The 15,808-nt window shown below is 54.3% G+C and carries 15 protein-coding genes; 6 read left to right on the top strand and 9 right to left on the bottom strand.

All coding sequences use genetic code 11. The features are described from left to right. Positions 1–18: 18 nt before the first annotated feature. The 6 genes from ACILP3_RS05770 to ACILP3_RS05745 form a co-directional block, all read right to left on the bottom strand. A complete protein-coding gene (locus tag ACILP3_RS05770) occupies positions 19–1,383 on the bottom strand; it encodes an FAD-dependent oxidoreductase (protein WP_395615708.1) in 1,365 nt (454 codons plus the stop codon). Beyond that, the gene (betA, locus tag ACILP3_RS05765) at positions 1,380–3,047 is read right to left on the bottom strand and encodes a choline dehydrogenase (protein WP_395615707.1); all 1,668 of its coding nucleotides are present in this window, start codon (positions 3,045–3,047) and stop codon (positions 1,380–1,382) included. The genes ACILP3_RS05770 and betA overlap by 4 nt, the downstream gene beginning before the upstream one ends. Continuing rightward, on the bottom strand, positions 3,034–3,255 hold the full coding sequence (locus ACILP3_RS05760) for a hypothetical protein (RefSeq protein WP_395615706.1): 222 nt from the start codon (positions 3,253–3,255) through the stop codon (positions 3,034–3,036). Before ACILP3_RS05760 ends, betA begins: the two co-directional genes overlap by 14 nt. Positions 3,256–3,575: 320 nt before the next feature. After that, entirely contained in the window at positions 3,576–5,204 is a 1,629-nt protein-coding gene (locus ACILP3_RS05755; RefSeq protein ID WP_395615705.1) for a sulfatase-like hydrolase/transferase, read from the bottom strand. Between the two features lie 36 nt (positions 5,205–5,240). After that, entirely contained in the window at positions 5,241–5,873 is a 633-nt protein-coding gene (locus ACILP3_RS05750) for a hypothetical protein (RefSeq protein WP_395615704.1), read from the bottom strand. Between the two features lie 4 nt (positions 5,874–5,877). Further along, a complete protein-coding gene (locus ACILP3_RS05745; RefSeq protein ID WP_395615703.1) occupies positions 5,878–6,135 on the bottom strand; it encodes a hypothetical protein in 258 nt (85 codons plus the stop codon). Between the two features lie 136 nt (positions 6,136–6,271). Here ACILP3_RS05745 and ACILP3_RS05740 point away from each other — a divergent pair, with 136 nt between their 5' ends. Genes ACILP3_RS05740 through ACILP3_RS05730 form a run of 3 tightly spaced genes read left to right on the top strand, consistent with a single transcriptional unit; the run spans position 6,272 to position 8,741 of the window. Next, complete coding sequence (locus tag ACILP3_RS05740) at positions 6,272–6,871, top strand: TetR/AcrR family transcriptional regulator (protein WP_395615702.1); 600 nt, start codon at positions 6,272–6,274, stop codon at positions 6,869–6,871. Beyond that, complete coding sequence (locus ACILP3_RS05735; RefSeq protein ID WP_395615701.1) at positions 6,871–7,791, top strand: formylglycine-generating enzyme family protein; 921 nt, start codon at positions 6,871–6,873, stop codon at positions 7,789–7,791. Before ACILP3_RS05740 ends, ACILP3_RS05735 begins: the two co-directional genes overlap by 1 nt. 59 nt (positions 7,792–7,850) lie before the next feature. Next, complete coding sequence (locus tag ACILP3_RS05730; RefSeq protein ID WP_395615700.1) at positions 7,851–8,741, top strand: haloalkane dehalogenase; 891 nt, start codon at positions 7,851–7,853, stop codon at positions 8,739–8,741. A gap of 3 nt (positions 8,742–8,744) precedes the next feature. Here the strand turns inward: ACILP3_RS05730 and ACILP3_RS05725 are convergent, their stop codons facing one another. Further along, positions 8,745–10,544, bottom strand: coding sequence for an arylsulfatase (locus ACILP3_RS05725; protein WP_395615699.1), 1,800 nt, complete (start codon positions 10,542–10,544; stop codon positions 8,745–8,747). After that, complete coding sequence (locus ACILP3_RS05720; RefSeq protein ID WP_395615698.1) at positions 10,535–11,548, bottom strand: glutathione S-transferase N-terminal domain-containing protein; 1,014 nt, start codon at positions 11,546–11,548, stop codon at positions 10,535–10,537. The genes ACILP3_RS05725 and ACILP3_RS05720 overlap by 10 nt, the downstream gene beginning before the upstream one ends. A 129-nt stretch (positions 11,549–11,677) precedes the next feature. Here ACILP3_RS05720 and ACILP3_RS05715 point away from each other — a divergent pair, with 129 nt between their 5' ends. Both ACILP3_RS05715 and ACILP3_RS05710 read left to right on the top strand, forming a co-directional pair. Then, entirely contained in the window at positions 11,678–12,064 is a 387-nt protein-coding gene (locus ACILP3_RS05715; protein ID WP_395615697.1) for a DUF4345 family protein, read from the top strand. A 336-nt stretch (positions 12,065–12,400) separates the two neighbouring features. Beyond that, complete coding sequence (locus tag ACILP3_RS05710; protein WP_395615696.1) at positions 12,401–13,408, top strand: MBL fold metallo-hydrolase; 1,008 nt, start codon at positions 12,401–12,403, stop codon at positions 13,406–13,408. A 600-nt stretch (positions 13,409–14,008) separates the two neighbouring features. Here ACILP3_RS05710 and ACILP3_RS05705 read toward each other — a convergent pair. Next, on the bottom strand, positions 14,009–14,350 hold the full coding sequence (locus ACILP3_RS05705; RefSeq protein ID WP_395615695.1) for a hypothetical protein: 342 nt from the start codon (positions 14,348–14,350) through the stop codon (positions 14,009–14,011). A gap of 807 nt (positions 14,351–15,157) precedes the next feature. Here ACILP3_RS05705 and ACILP3_RS05700 point away from each other — a divergent pair. Next, entirely contained in the window at positions 15,158–15,697 is a 540-nt protein-coding gene (locus ACILP3_RS05700) for a hypothetical protein (RefSeq protein WP_395615694.1), read from the top strand. The last annotated feature ends 111 nt before the right edge of the window (positions 15,698–15,808 follow it).

Genomic DNA, 15,808 nt, shown 5'->3' with positions numbered 1-15,808 from the left:
GCCAACCAACCCTAAGCCTTAGAAAATGCGCGCGCCTTGGCGGCGGAGTTCTTGTTGCACGGCGCTGATGTCGACCGCGCAAAAGTCGCGGTCGGATTTGACAGCCAACGCGGCGGCAACGCCTGCGCCTTGCCCCGCAACCGCGCAACACATCATGTTGCGGACCGCAGCATGGCTGACCTTATCGCCGCCAATTACACGGCCAGTGGTAATCAAATGCCGCACATTTTTGGGTAACATCGACCGATAAGGCAATTGGAAATAGCGGCCAGTGGTCGGCAAAATAAGATAGCCATAGCCATCGATAAATTCCGGAAAGATGCCGATGCTATCGTCAAAACGGCCTTGTTCCATCACATCGTCGGCGGTCATGTTGTAGACCGCATCAATCTTGCGCGTATCGCGAATACCCAGCGTCATGCCAAAGTTTCGCAGCTTGGCGTCCTCGCAACCCGGCATGAACGCCTGCAATGCTGATATGGCGTGCATCGCCTGCTTACGCCCTGCCATTTCGCCATGTGTCAGCGCATCGGGATCGGTGCCGTCCAGATATAAATGACACATGTTGAGATAGGTCAAATCCCCCTGATCCGACACTGTGCCCCAAGTGCCGGCCATCGTCTTGACGCTGTCCGGTATCAGGCCCGCCTCCAACGCTTTTTGAAACGGCTTGCGTAAAAAGGGCGAGAACATCGCATCCTCTTTGCCGCTGGTGATCACTTCCCATTCCCCGCCCACAGCCCAATCGCCATAGGTTTGCGGGTCGGCCTTCACCGCATCAATGAACCGCGTTTTGTTCACGCCGCACATTGAAAACATGACTGAGACTGACATCATTTCGTCGACAGGGTGCATATGCGTTGGCGCGCCAGCCCTATGGGCAATGTCGGCGTCCCCTGTTGCGTCAATCACACGTTTGGCAAGAATCGCTTCACGGCCCGCCTTGCTCTCCACAATCACGCCGCGGATCACGTTGCCATCCATGATCGGGGCCACACATAATCGGTGCAGCATGGGGATGACGCCTGCTTCTTCAACCAACGTATCTGCGACAAATTTGAACGCTTCGGCATCCAGACTGTGGCTGATCGATTGCGGCTCTGGCATGGCTGCGCCCATCAATTTCGCGCGGTCTTCAAATTCGCGCCCGATGCCCTCGCTGTCGATCGTCGCAGGGTGCCGATACCATGCAAAGCCCTCCACGCCGACCTGCGTGATATTGCCGCCAAAACAGCCATAACGTTCGAGCAAGGTTGTCTCGACGCCCGCGCGCGCCGATGCCAAAGCTGCGGCAAGGCCACCGGGGCCCGAACCCACGACGAGAACGTCGGTGTGGCGGATCACATCAATATTGCGGGCAGGTTCGAGTATGGTTTCTATCATCGTTGCGCAATATCCCAATTTGGCGCGACGTAAAATGGCGCATTCGACGGGGCGAGCATGGGTTTGCCCAAGATATGATCGGCCGCCTTTTCCCCGATCATGATCGTCGGCGCATTCAGATTGCCCGTGGTGATGGTCGGCATCACGCCGCTATCCACAACGCGCAGCCCTTGGACACCGATGACACGCAATTCGGGGTCGACCACGGCCATTGGGTCACGCGGGCTGCCCATCTTGCATGTGCAACTGGGGTGCAGCGCGCTTTCGACATGTTCGGCAATGAAGGCGTCAATCTGCGCATCGGTGACAATGTCCGCGCCGGGTTTTATTTCACGTCCGCGAAATGGCGCAAAGGCGGGCTGTTGAAAAATCTCCCGCGTCAACCGCACGCAGGCCCGCATGTCTGTCCAATCATCGGGATGGCTCATATAATTGAACAGGATTTTGGGCTTGTCATGCGGGTCTGCGCTTTTGAGCGTGACCGTGCCACGGCTTTTGGACCGCATCGGGCCGACATGGGCTTGAAAACCATGTTCGGATGCCAGCGACGACCCGTCATAATTGATCGCCATGGGAAAGAAATGATATTGGATATCAGGATATTTGATACCGGCGCGGCTGCGGATAAAGCCGCAGCTTTCAAACTGGTTTGACGCCCCCAATCCCGACCGACCCAATAGCCATTGCGCACCGACCATCGCTTTACCAAGAAGATTGGCCTTGCCGTATAAAGTGATTGGCTGTGTGCAGGCCATTTGGAAATAGAATTCCAGATGATCCTGCAAGTTCGCGCCCACACCCGGCCGGTCGGCGCGCACTTCTATGCCATGCGCTTTTAACTCTTCGGCGGGGCCAATGCCAGAAAGCTTCAGCAGCTGAACCGAATTGATAGGACCGCCCGACAGGATGACTTCGCGGGCCGCGTGCACCTGATGCAATTGGCCTGCGCGTTCATACTCCACCCCAATGGCGCGCGTGCCGTCAAACAGGATGCGGGTGACAAGCGCCTTTTCTATGACTTTCAGATTGGGTCGTTTGCGCGCGTCATATAAATAAGCCTTCGCCGCCGAACAGCGCGTGCCGTCCCGTACCGTCATGTCCATCCGGCCAAAGCCTTCTTGGGCATAGCCATTATAATCCTCGGTCAGGCTATAGCCCGCTTGCTGCGCTGAATCGAGCCAAGCCTGATGCAGCGGATTGTCGAGCGGGCCATAATTGGTCGATAAGGGACCATCGCCGCCGCGATATGCATCCCCGCCTTCGGCCCGGCCTTCGGCGCGTTTGAAATAAGGCAGCACATCGGCATAGCCCCATCCAGTTGCGCCTTCCTCTTCTTTCCAATGTTCAAAATCGAGCGCATTGCCGCGCACATAGACAAGCCCGTTAATCGAGGAGGAACCCCCCAACCCCTTGCCGCGCGGGCAGTTCAGGCGTCGGTTGTTCAAATGCGGCTCCGGCTCGCTTTCATAACCCCAATTCCACCTTTTGGTGTTCATGGGGTAGGCAAGCGCGGCGGGCATCTGAATCAAGACCGAGCGGTCACTGCCGCCATATTCCAGCAACGCGACCTTATGCGCGCCATCGGCGCTTAACCGGTCCGCCAACACGCACCCAGCCGACCCTGCGCCGACGATAATATAATCTGCGGCCTCAAGAGCGGGCATATATGGCCTCCATATCCGCCGTAACCCCATGCCGCGCGCGCGTCAGCCGGTTGGCAAAAATACCGCCGGACAAAAGGACAATTGCAGATTTGGTGTGCGGACGCATGCCAACGCCATAGCCGTTGGGTAGGGGCAAAGTCGAGACTGTGTTGATGGGGGTGTTGGGGGGTTTTCGGCTGTTGCCATGCACAATAGCCCCTGTCGTCATAATAACATGAACCCCGCCACTCTTTCGTCATCCTGAACTTGTTTTGGCTCTGCCAGCCTACGGCTCCAGGATAACGAACTACGGCTGCATGTTATCCTGAAACAAGTTCAGGGTGACGAGCGATGGGGCGAGGATGTTGGATGAACGCCTATTTCGGGGATGACGGGGTTTTCAGGACGACGGGGTAGGTAAAGAATAGACGGCGCAACAAACCCCTTCTTGGCGCCTTTGCGGCTTTGCGTGATAAAATTGAATCGGGTGATCCCCCTCCCAACTGCGCCTAGGCCATATTGTGGCCAAGGCTTCGCATCCCTGCGCGATCAGTTGGCCCAATAGACATATTCCTGATCCTTCTTCCATTGCGCATTGAGCGGCACATCGATGCGGATGGCGGCTTCGAGCAAGCCGGGCCAGAGCGGTTGGGGAAGTCCGGCATTTTGCGCTTCAATCAACTTGCGCAGTTCCGCCACGCGCGCGGGGTCTTTAGCGGCTAAATTGATTTGCTCGGTCGGGTCGGTGGCGAGGTTGAACAGCCATGCCTTTTCGGGACGTTTGGAAATTTGCAATTTCCAGTCCCCTGCGCGGACAACGCGGTAATGGCCCGAACGCCAAAAGGTGATTTCGCGTTTTGGCCCAGCGCCCAGCAGGTTGAAGCTATCCATCTTGCGATCAGTGGGCAGGTTTGCGCCGGTTGCCGCCGCAATCGTTGCAAACATATCCAGATGCTGCGCCACATCGTTGCGAACCGTCCCCGGCGCGATTTTGCCCGGCCAGCGCATCAGCATGGGCACGCGGATGCCGCCTTCGAAAAAGGTGCCTTTATACCCACGATAGGGTGTGTTGTGGTCCTTTATACCTGTGTACCACGCGCCGCCATTGTCGCTGGTAAAGATAACCAAAGTATTGTTGTCGAGCCCTGTGTCCTTCAATTTTTGCAGGATATCGCCAATCCGCCGGTCGAGTTGGCGCATCATCGCGCCATAGACGCGCTGCGTATGGTCCGTGATTTGCGGCAGGGCGTCATAATCTGATTTCAGCGCCTGCAACGGGGTGTGCGGCGCATTATACGCAAGATACATGAAGAAGGGGCGGTTCTTATTGGCGTCAATCGCGGCCAATGCATTGTCGGTGAAATAATCGGTCAAATGGCCTTTGGGGCGAAAGCGCTGACTATCCCCCCAATAGACGGCATATGGCAAATTTGCCCATAAAAAGCGGTCAATCGGATCCCAAGGCAGCTTTGCATTGACGACCTGCGGGTCATCTTCGGCCATGAACAAATCCCCGCCGGCACGCATGCCAAGGCTTTCGTCAAAACCCTGCGACGTTGGCCGCAATGGCTTTGCTTCACCCAGATGCCATTTGCCAATGTGGATATTATGATAGCCCTTGGCTTTCAGCACCTCTGGTAACATGATTTCCGCATTGGGCACGCCCATATCGGCATAAGCAGGCAGGTTCTCGTTCAGTTCTTCATGATAGATGGTCGGATAGGGTGAATTTCCGCCATTATGCGCCAGATTCGACGCAAAAGCGGCTGGAATAGAAGTAAATTCAAAACCGAAGCGTGTGGGATAACGCCCCGTCATCAAGGCTGCGCGCGAAGGCGAGCAGGTGGCATTGGCGGCATAGCCATTGGCAAAGCTGACGCCCTGCTTGGCGATTGAATCAATATTGGGGGTCGGCACGGCTCCGCCTGCTACTCCGCCACCGTCCAACGAAATGTCGTTCACCCCTAGATCATCGACGACAATCAGGATGACATTGGTCGGACGTTTGCCCGATGGTGCGACCGCAGGACCCTGCGCCCATGCAATCGGCCGGTTTTCGGCAATGGGTTCACGCCATTCACCGATGATGCCGGGCAGATAGATTTTATACTGCTGAAAACCCAAATAGCCCGCGCCGATTAACAGTGCCAAGGCCCCGATCCATTTCCATTTTTTCATTGTTTTGGCTTCATCCTTCGCGGACTTTGAGGTTGATCAGCTTGCAACGGTGAGGAAAATGATATGCGCCAAGGCTGCAATCAGCGCCAGCACCAGCGCCACCGTGACGCGCGGGCTGACATAGAAAGACACCACCCGCTGCGTTGGGAAAGAAAAAGTCGCCAGCGTGCCGAGCAGCTTATCGGGATGGCCTTCGGTAAATAGGGGGTCCAACACCAGCTTTATCATATCGCGCCGACTGCGGTAACGCATCAGGCCAAAGATCGTCCAATCGGGATCCGCCTCGGTGTTCCACGCATCAATATAGCCGCCGACCTTGCGCCCGACCATGCCGGGGTGGCCGCCTGTACGGAACAGAGTCGGCATGAAGCGTTTCGAATAGCGCTTGAGCAGATCAAAGCCTTGAACCATTTGCCCCGTTTTGGGGTCCTCAACCTGCTCCATCTGCGCTTTGACCAGATTGAGCATGACAAATTCGCGGCCATCATCGGCTTCAAGGAAAGCCCGCATAACCTCCGCGCTATTTCCTGTGCCCTCGAAACGACCCGCCACTTGTGCCAGAAACGCATCAATCTCAGCTGGTTTCAGTGGGCCTGACATATTGTCATACCAAAGCCGAAATACACCATAGGCAAGCAACGCCGTGCCCCAGATTATCCATATCATCATAGCTTTAACTGCCTTGCTTCTTGGCGCGCTCGGCATCGCGCCGCGCCTTTGCGGCCTTTTGACAAGCGGGTGACGTTTTTTTGATATTTTTGATGAGGCAGGCGCGGACATTTTCACGGCTAAAGCTGCCCAATTCGGCGGCGCAATATTTACGGATGTCCGGCATGCACGCTTCGCGCACATTGTCCTGTGCCAATAATGGTGCAGCAGAAAACAAAAGGCCAGACGCCGCCACAATGCGTGTTGTTTTGAGCATCTTCATCTTTCACCATCCCCAACCTATCCGCAGAATTATATTGGCATTAATTGTGCCAAAATACATTTGCAATCACTTTTGCCTCTTGCGCCCGTGTCGGTTTGCCGCAAAAATAGGGGGCATGGCCAATATTTCGCACAAAATGACAGCACGCCCGACGGCGCAGCACACCGATGGCCGCCGCGAACGCAGCCGGTCTAGCCGTTCGAAAATCGTCGCGGCTTTGCTCGACTTGGTTGGCAAGGGCGATGTGGCCCCCAGCGCGGCGCGTGTTGCGGAGGTGGCAGGCGTCGGGCTGCGCTCGGTTTTCCGACATTTTGACGATATGGATGAACTGTACCGTGAAATGGGCGAGGTGATTGAGGCGCAGGTGATGCCCATCATCCTCCAGCCGCCATCGGGCGCGACTTGGCGGGAAAAATTGTTCGACATCGCGGATCGGCGGGCGATGGTTTTCGAAACCATTTTGCCTTATCGGATTTCGGGTAATCTCAAACGTTTTCAGTCGCCCTATCTGATGCAGGACTATCGCCGGATGCTGCGGCTCGAATCTGATACCATTGAGTCCTATCTGCCCGTGATGGTAAAGGCCGATGTGGTGGGTACCCATGGTCTCAATGTCATATTGAGTTTCCACACATGGCGATTGCTCCGGCATGATCAGGAACTCACTGTTGACAATGCCAAGGCTGTTGTGCGGCGCTTGCTGGGCGATGCTATGGCCGGCATGCCGGAGGATTGATGCAACGCTTTGGGTTCGCTCTCGGTCTGGCGCTGGCGCTGGGTTTGTCTGGCTGTAGCGATGCATCCAGGCCGCCCGAGGCTGTGTGCACGGGCCAGTCCGGCGACAATATGGTTTGGGTGCCCGGCGGAAGCTTTGTGATGGGTGACGATCCACATTATTCAGAGGAAGGCCCGCCGCAGACTGTGACGGTCAAGGGGTTTTGGATCGATGCACATGAAGTGACCAACGCCCAATTCGCGGCCTTTGTACAGGCGACTGGTTACAAAACCATGGCGGAACGTAATCCGCCCAAGCTACCCGATGCGCCGCCGGAAATGTTGGTTCCGGGCTCTGCTGTGTTCAATGTCCCGTCGGACGCAGACCCGTCTTGGTGGCGCTGGGTACCGGGCGCACAGTGGCGGCACCCTTCTGGATTGCAAGAAAGCATCGTCGGGCGGGACCGCGAACCGGTTGTCCAGATCGCCTATCAGGATGCAGAGGCCTATGCGAAATGGGTGGGGAAAGAATTGCCGAGTGAGGCGCAGTGGGAATATGCCGCGCGCGGCGGTGCGGCGGCCTTGCCCGAGCCGGTTGATAAAAAGGGGCGGCCGCAAGCAAATTATTATCAAGGCGTGTTTCCGGTGAAAAATCTGAACACCGACGGCTATGTCGGTCGCGCGCCTGTGGGCTGTTTCCAACCAAATGGATTTGGTCTGTATGATATGATCGGCAATGTCTGGGAATGGACGAGCGCCAGCGGATCGCGCTCCGACGCCAGCGAACCAGTTAACATCATAAAAGGCGGGTCTTACCTGTGCGCCGCCAATTATTGCGCGCGCTATCGCCCCGCCGCGCGCCAGTTTCAGGAACGCGGGCTAGGGACCGACCATATCGGCTTTAGGCTGGTGGATATAAAGAAGCTTGGGCCAGCTTCTTGACCTGTCATTCATAATATGACACTTAAAGTGTCAATATAATTTATCTTAGGGGTTAAGCTTTGAAAGTCCTTCGCACACCCGATAGCGCCTTTGCCGATATCCATGATTTTCCTTTTGCGCCACATTATGTGCAGATTGCCGATCCCTCGGACGGCACAGATTTGCGTGTGCATTATGTCGATGAAGGACCGCGCGATGCGCCCGTCGTGTTGATGATGCATGGCGAGCCAAGCTGGAGTTATCTATATCGCCATATGATTGGCCCAGTCGTCGCGGCAGGCTTTCGCGTGGTCGCGCCGGACCTGATTGGCTTTGGCAAATCGGACAAGCCAAGCAAAAAAACCGACTATAGCTATGCCCGCCATGTTGGTTGGATGCGGCAGTGGATCGAGGCGCTTGACCTGAATGATATGACGCTCGTCTGTCAGGATTGGGGGTCGCTGATCGGCCTGCGCCTTGTCGCAGAAATGCCGGATCGGTTTGCCAGCGTCGTACTGTCCAATGGCGGATTGCCCGAAGGTGGCCCGCCACCGCGCGCTTTTGCCATTTGGCGCGCCTTTTCCAAATGGAGCCCCTTCTTTCCAATCGGCAGAATCGTCAACGCTGGGTCAAAGCGCGCGCTCAGCCCTGCCGAGATTGCCGCTTATGACGCGCCGTTCCCCAACAGCAGCTACAAAGCCGGAGCGCGGATATTCCCCAGCTTCGTTCCATTTGAGAATAATGTCGCGATCCCCGATCAGAAGCGCGCCTGGCAAGTATTTGAACAATGGGACAAGCCGTTCTTATGCTGCTTCAGCGATGGCGATCCTGTCACGCGCGGCGGCGAAAGTCGTTTTATCGGCCGTGTTCCCGGTACGGCGGGGCAGCCGCATTGCACGTTGAAGGGCGGTCACTTCATTCAGGAAAATGATCCGCAAGGCTTCGTCGACTGCATCCTAAAAATACGATAGCCGTCAAGGTTTCGCGAACCCCCGCCGCCGTCTGCGCCACCAGATCGCGGCGGCTGTTGCGATTATCAATAGGACGCCCACTGGCCATAACGCGATAAGTCGCGGGATCAGCAAACTGCGCAACGCGTTGGCGAAAATCTGTTTGGGCGCGGTGTACCCTTCGGGCATCGGCAGCACTTTATTTGCCTTGGCAAAGGCGGCATAATCCTCTTGCATCGCAACAAAACGTTGCGGGTCGGAAACGGATAGATCTTTGGTCTCGCCGGGGTCGGCAGTGATGTTGTAAAGCCGCCAGCGGCCATCACCATAAGGCGGCAGATTTTTGACGAGCTTGTAATCGCCTTTGAACAACACCGCATTGCCGGACAATTCATATCCCAAAGGCTTGTCTGCCGAATGGACGGACGATGCCGCCCCGGTGAGCATAGGGAATAGGTCCATCCCAATCATTGGTTCGACGCGGCGGCCCGCAAAACTGCCTTGCTGTGGCATGACCCCGGCAAGTTTCAGCAACGTCAGCGGCATGTCGGTGACATGGGCAAAGCCTGTTGCAACGCTGCCGCCTTTGATCGCAGGATTGCCGGGCCAGGCAAGGATCATCGGCACACGCAAACCACCTTCGCTCGCGGTAAACTTATATCCCCGCAGCGGCGAGGCTGATGCGCTTGCAAATCCCGCACCTTGGGCGGTCAGCGAACCCGGGCGTCCCTGTTGGGCGATGCTTTGGTCATAGAGATGATTGGCGTTCCAGCGCGTGAATGCGCCCATGGCCATGGGGTCTGTGGCTTCGGCGCCATTGTCAGACAAAAACACGAAGATGGTATTTTCATATGCGCCTATCGCCTTTAGATGCGCGATTAATCGGCCGATTTCCCGATCCATCGCCGTGCCCATGGCGGCATAAGCGGCCATGGCCCCTGCACGTTGCCGCCGCTGCTGTGCCGTCAATTTCGACCAGTCACCACTGCTGTCCATGGTTACCATCGCAACACCTGTGGGCATCACGCCTTTGGCAATCGCGGCGGCGCGGCGTTGGTTGCGCAATGCCGTCCAGCCATCTGTGTAGCGGCCGGCATAAGCGGCAAGGTCAGCATCGCTTGCCTGCACCGGAATATGATTGGCAATGAAATTGACAGATGCCAGAAATGGCCTTCCGCTGGCCTTGTCGCCGTCGATATAGCGGATCATCCTGTCGACGATCAGGGTTGAGGAGTAAAACCGCTTAGGTAGCTTTACAGGCTTTCCATCCTCACTCCATTTGGTCTTGTCATAAATCAGCAGATTGGGCTTATCTTCAAAATTGTCCGCGCCCGATTGCGCCAGCGCCAGCGCCCGATCATAGCCGCGCGCCGTCGGCATGCTATCGGGCGTATGTCCCAAATGCCATTTTCCGGTCAGATAGGTGCGGTAACCAACATTGCGAAGCTGGTCAGCAATGGTGACCACGCGGTTGTTGAGCCGCGCTTCATAGCCCGGTTTGCCCAGATGCTCCGGTGGAATGGTCTCTGGCATATTGCCCAAGCCAGCGCGGTGGTTGATCACGCCCGTTTGCAGCATGGCCCGTGTTGGCGAGCAGGATCCAGCCACATGGAAGTTTGAAAAACGCACGCCCTTTGCGGCAAGCGCGTCGATATTGGGTGTTGCAATCTCCCCGCCATAGGCCCCGACATCGCTAAAGCCCCAATCATCGGCAAGAAGGATGACAATATTGGGGCGCTTCGTTGGTGCCGCCTGCGCGCCCAACGTGGTCGGGCTCAGCAGCGCCAGCGCCATCAGGAGGGTTGCCGCTCCTTTCAGGCGCATGGGTCTAGCAAGGCGTTAAGGCAGCCCGTTTGCGCCAACAGCGGGTCGACCTTCGCCCGCGCTGCATTGTCCAAAGCGGCGTAGCGCGCACGCAAATCAGCCAAGCACTTTACCTGATATTTGAAAACACCCTGTGTGTAAGGCAGGCCCATGGCGGTGATGCTGAATGTTGCGTCTCCGGCTTCAATCGCAGCGGCGTTGGCGAGGAGGAAGGGCATGTAGATTTCGCCCACCTGTTCCAGCCAAGCGGTAATGATCGGCGCAAAGGGCGCATCCCCGCCTGCGATCTCGGTGTCCCATTGCCCGTTGATCCCCGACATATCGTCAATATGGAGCAGCCATCGGAAACTATAGGGATAATCTGCGCGCATCATTGTCTGTGCGGTTGGATCAACGCCAAGTTGTGACAATTGCCCGTACATCCCGAATTCCGCCATGCTGGGCCGTGTACCAAAAAAGCAGTGATTGTCCACCACATGCGTCTCCAGCGCACCTAAAATCGCGCGGGTTGAGGCCTCGATCAGCGGGAAGTTTTCAGCCGCGCAGCCGACAATCGCCATGCGCCCGACCTGGCGTGCGCGGAACTGTTCGGCAAAGGCCTGACTGCTCGCCAGTCCGCCGCCATTCATCGCGTCAAACGCGAGCCAGCGGCTCATCTGGATCTGGTCCACCTCTTCCAGCCAGCGATACCCAAACATGGCCTTTGTCACCCATTCGTCGGCAAAATCCTCAATCAAATGGGCGATAAAGGCGTGCGCCGGATCGGGCGGGATAACCGAGCGTTCGGCGTGCCGCGCCTCCAGATCATAGATTAAAGGCGTTGAATCATTGTGAAATGTCCCATCGGGATATTCCATTACTGGAATGACAGGGGCCTTGACCTTGCCGAGAGCATCGCGCGTGTCTGGACCATGCACCCACATATGCGGAATGCGCCGATACCGCATAAGCGCGCGCATCTTCATGGAATAAGGTGAACCCAGTGCTCCGTTAATCGCGTACATGGGAGATGGTCCTTACATTAAATTGTCTTGTCATGATGTTTGACGCAATCTAATGACATTATCAATGCCATATGATGTGGTGAGGGCCAACATTTGTTTGCCCTTCGCCAATTTTCGGGGATAGAATATATGAAAAGAACAATGCAAATTCTCATTGGCCTCGTGGGTCTTTTGAATATCGTTATTGGTTTGAGCTTCTTATTCAATCCGACGAAAATGGCAGCCGAATTCGCGCTTTCGCCGCTGGGGACGCAGGGAATGGCGACGATGCGCGCCGACTTCCCCGCTTTCTTTCTGACAGGCGCTATCTTTTCGTTGATCGGTGCTTGGCGTGCGGACCGTACCCCCCTGTTGGTGCCATTGACGCTTATCACATTTGCGCTTCTTGGGCGTTTCGTGAGCATTGCGTTCGATGGAATTGCGCCGACGACATTCCCACCCATGATAATTGAAGCCGTCATGATCGCGCTGCTTGGTCTGGGGTATCGCGCTTTTGGAAAACCGACGCAGGCATAGTCGGCTCAATTATCGGCAGCAGGCGTCTCTGACTTGGGGCATTGACGGTCGGATTGACGCGACAGGGATAAGGCCGAGGCTGCATCGCTTGGTCGCCGCTTATGGTTTATATGGTCGGGAAACGCGCCAGCAATAAGACGCATGGCTGGTTTTGGCGCAATCATTCTGAACAGCGCGTTGTTTAAGACTTTCTGATATTAGACTTTTTTCTGGATTGAAGCCACGTCCTGGATATATTGTTAGGCCGCAATGTCACATATTCCGCTCCAAGGGCTCGGGCACCGGTCTTCTTAGGAGCAGAGCAGTAACTGCAACTGTGAAGAAGATAACGACACCATGGCCAAAACGCACAATATCAACCGATCCATTGCTTGCGAAAATAGCATAGAACTGGATCAAGCCTATAGCCGACGACAATGCCTGTTGGGCGTTTGCGCATTTGCTGCGTTAGCAGGACAGATTGTGCCATCACCCGCGAGAGGGGCAGCGGATCTATCGGCAAAAACGCGATTGATTTTATTAGGCACGGCCGGTGGGCCGACGCCTAAATCGAACCGTGCAGCGCCAGCACAAGTCGTTGTCGTCAACGACCGCTTGTATGTTTTTGATGCTGGAAATGGCGTTGCGCGGCAGCTGGCGATGGCTGGCTTAGACATCGGCAAGCTAAAGGCATTGTTCCTGACGCACCATCATTCCGACCATAACGCCGATATCGGCAATGTGTTGTTGCTCGGCTGGGCAGCGAATCTGGCAACGCCGGTAACCGTGGCCGGACCTCCCCCGCTTCGAGATGCCATGGCGAAGTTTTTTGAAATGAATGCGTTTGATATCCAAACCCGTATGGCCGACGAAGGTCGGCAGGACTTGAAGAAAATTGTCCAGTTGAAGGAATTTACAAAACCCGGAGTGATCTATCAGGACGATCTGGTGAAAGTGACTGCGGCACGGGTCAATCACCCACCAGTTGTAAACGCGTTTGCCTACCGGATCGAAACGCCGAACCGGTCAATCGTGTTTTCGGGGGATACAGCGCCAAGCGAAAATCTAGTCACATTGGCGCAAGGTGCGGATATCATGGTGCATGAGGTCATGCATTTACCGTCGCTAGAAAAACTCATTGCAACCGAACCAAATGCAAAGACATTGCGGGAGCATTTGATCGCCAGCCATACCAGCACTGATCAGGTCGGTAAGGTTGCGACTGATGCTGGTGTTAAAACGCTCGTCCTCTCCCATTTCGTGCCGGGTGGATATCCGTTCCTCGCCGACAATATTTGGTATGACGCTGTACGACCATTTTTTAAAGGCGAGCTGATCATTGGTCGTGATTTGATGGAAATTTGATGCAGTACGCGCCAGACATTGAGGGGGACCGGAACAGCAAATCAGGCTCGATGCGCATCCATATGTAACTAAAGCACCATAAGTGAGCGGTTCCTTGGGTTATCCTGAAATCGTTCCAGCCGATGCACCGCCGCACCTGTCAAAATTCTGTTGATCCAATTGATATTCTGCTCGTTCCCGGCATAGCCACAAACTGCCTTCATCCGACTTTCTCAGCCTAATCAGGACGTTGGCGGATGAACACAGAAATTTGTGCACGATTTGTGCATAGCTAAAAAGCTTTATTTAAGCCGCAACTGGCACATCGCTGCGTTTAAATATTGTTATATATCAATGGTTTGAATGGCGCACCCAAGAGGATTCGAACCTCTGGCCTCTGCCTTCGGAGGGCACTTAATGATTAAAATAATCGTTATAAATCAATACTTTGTGATGTATTTCTGGTTCGTGTGCACGTTTTGTGCATTTTTTAGACGTGCAAAAATTGACATATTCTATTGGTTTTACAGATAGTTGGTGTGATTTATTGGGCTTGTTTCTGGATGGAGATGGGACCGATGTTTCACTTTGGAAGGTGGATTGATGGGTAGCTTAAGTAGCTTAAAAAGCAGTCATTCGGTCAATTTGCTCTTCTGCAGCTTGGGTCTCAAGCGCATTCAGATATCTCTCAGGATCGCAGCTCCTCATCATCTCACTGCGCTCGCTAATATCGTTGCTGGCTGCCCGTGTGATGCTAGCTTTGGTTGGCTCCTTTCCAAGCGCCGTGGCCACTCTCAATTCTGCGATGCCGAGGTCTTTATCGATAAGCGCCATCTTCCAGCTATGAATGGCATCGTCACACTTTGACTGGTCATCCTTAGTGACGCTGACGGCGCTGATAATGCCTACAAAGATGGCAGCAACAGCAGTAGCGCCAAAGAATATTTTAGGTCCCCGCTCCATAGTTTGTTCCTCGAAAATGAGCTTTTAAGCTGCCTTACGGGCATATTATCGCTAAGCCAAATTACCAAAATAAAATTTAGAAACTGAGAGGCAAGAGGGATAAGCTCGTCGTAATGGCAATACTCCGATATGCCGGAAACCTATGACCCACCTGATGGTGAAGTCAGGTGCTCCTAACCTACTTCCAGAGTATAGCCCCAGTTTGTGTTTTGTAATGCTCCGAAGGTAGGCAGCATTCTTTTTTCAATTCTGGTGGAGCAATGCAAACCACTGGTTGGTCAGACGATTGCGATGCCTTAGTTTTTTCTGAACAAGTCAAAGCGTTTACGCCGCTGTTGAGAGCCCTCTGAAAATTCAGCTTCGAAACGTCTGGTATCTCCCCGTCCTTTACCAAGAAGTCACACTTCTGTTCCGAACGCAGCGGTGCCCCATACGAATTTTCTGCATCATACGATATTGTGAGGTGCAAATATTGATACTTTGACGTTTTGGCATCACCTCCAAGCGGAGCAGCGGGGGAATAGTAAACGCTTTGGTCAGCTATGCTAAACGTTGACGGAGCTTTGAGATCCCTTTTTATGCTATTTGAACAAGCTTCTACGGCTACGTCTTCGGGACTTTGACAACCGGACAATGCCAATGAGGCGATCAGAATAAAATTCAGGTAGCCAATCTTCTTCATAACTTACTCCCCTGAGTGGTCCTCAGTGTCTACGAGCATTAGAAAATGTCAATCACAACCACTGGCTTGTACCAGTCGGCTCCTCTGTTAGAAACGGCGTTTGAATTTGTATGTTGGGGGTGCTTGTGGAGATTTTGGTCTTTCTATTTTTAATGGGGCTAATCTTTGGCGCTGTCGGCGTTGCTATCGCAAGCAATAAGAATGTTGATGGGTTAGCGGGTTTTCTGCTCGGCGCATTCCTTGGACCAATCGGCTTGATAATCGTTGCGCTGCTCAATCCATCAAGAGCGGTAACCACTTCTGCGGCTAACGAAGATAGTCGAAATGAACACGATGTTGATTTTGGTGGTGAAAGAAATTTCACGTCCGATGCCTACCGTCTTTGGTTAGCTGAGCGTTACCAAATTCAACGCAATGATGTCTTTGATCGGTTTGTAACAGGTGGCCGGACGTTTGAAACGCTAGATGCCGCTCTAGCCTATTGCTATGATATTGAGGCTGCCAAGTTCGAGAGAGATAAATTAGATCAGGAACGAGCCGCTGCTGAGAAAGCTGCTCAGGTAGCCGCTCTTGAAGCGCTAAAAAAAAGAAATAATCGCCAGGCAGTAATCTTTTACATACTTGTTTTGAGCACAATTTCTATTTGGTTTTATTATTCTTACTAGCCATTAAAAAGGTCATCCAACATCATAGCCACCTATCGATATGACCCACCCATCCCGCCAAGCTATGATGGATATAGCCATCGCTGAACGACAGCAGATACGTGACTGGCT

The sequence above is a fragment of the Sphingorhabdus sp. genome (assembly GCF_044239665.1).
GTDB lineage: Bacteria > Pseudomonadota > Alphaproteobacteria > Sphingomonadales > Sphingomonadaceae > Sphingorhabdus_B.
The sequence above is the reverse complement of the archived record's forward strand: the minus strand, read 5'-3'. Positions and strand labels throughout refer to the sequence as shown.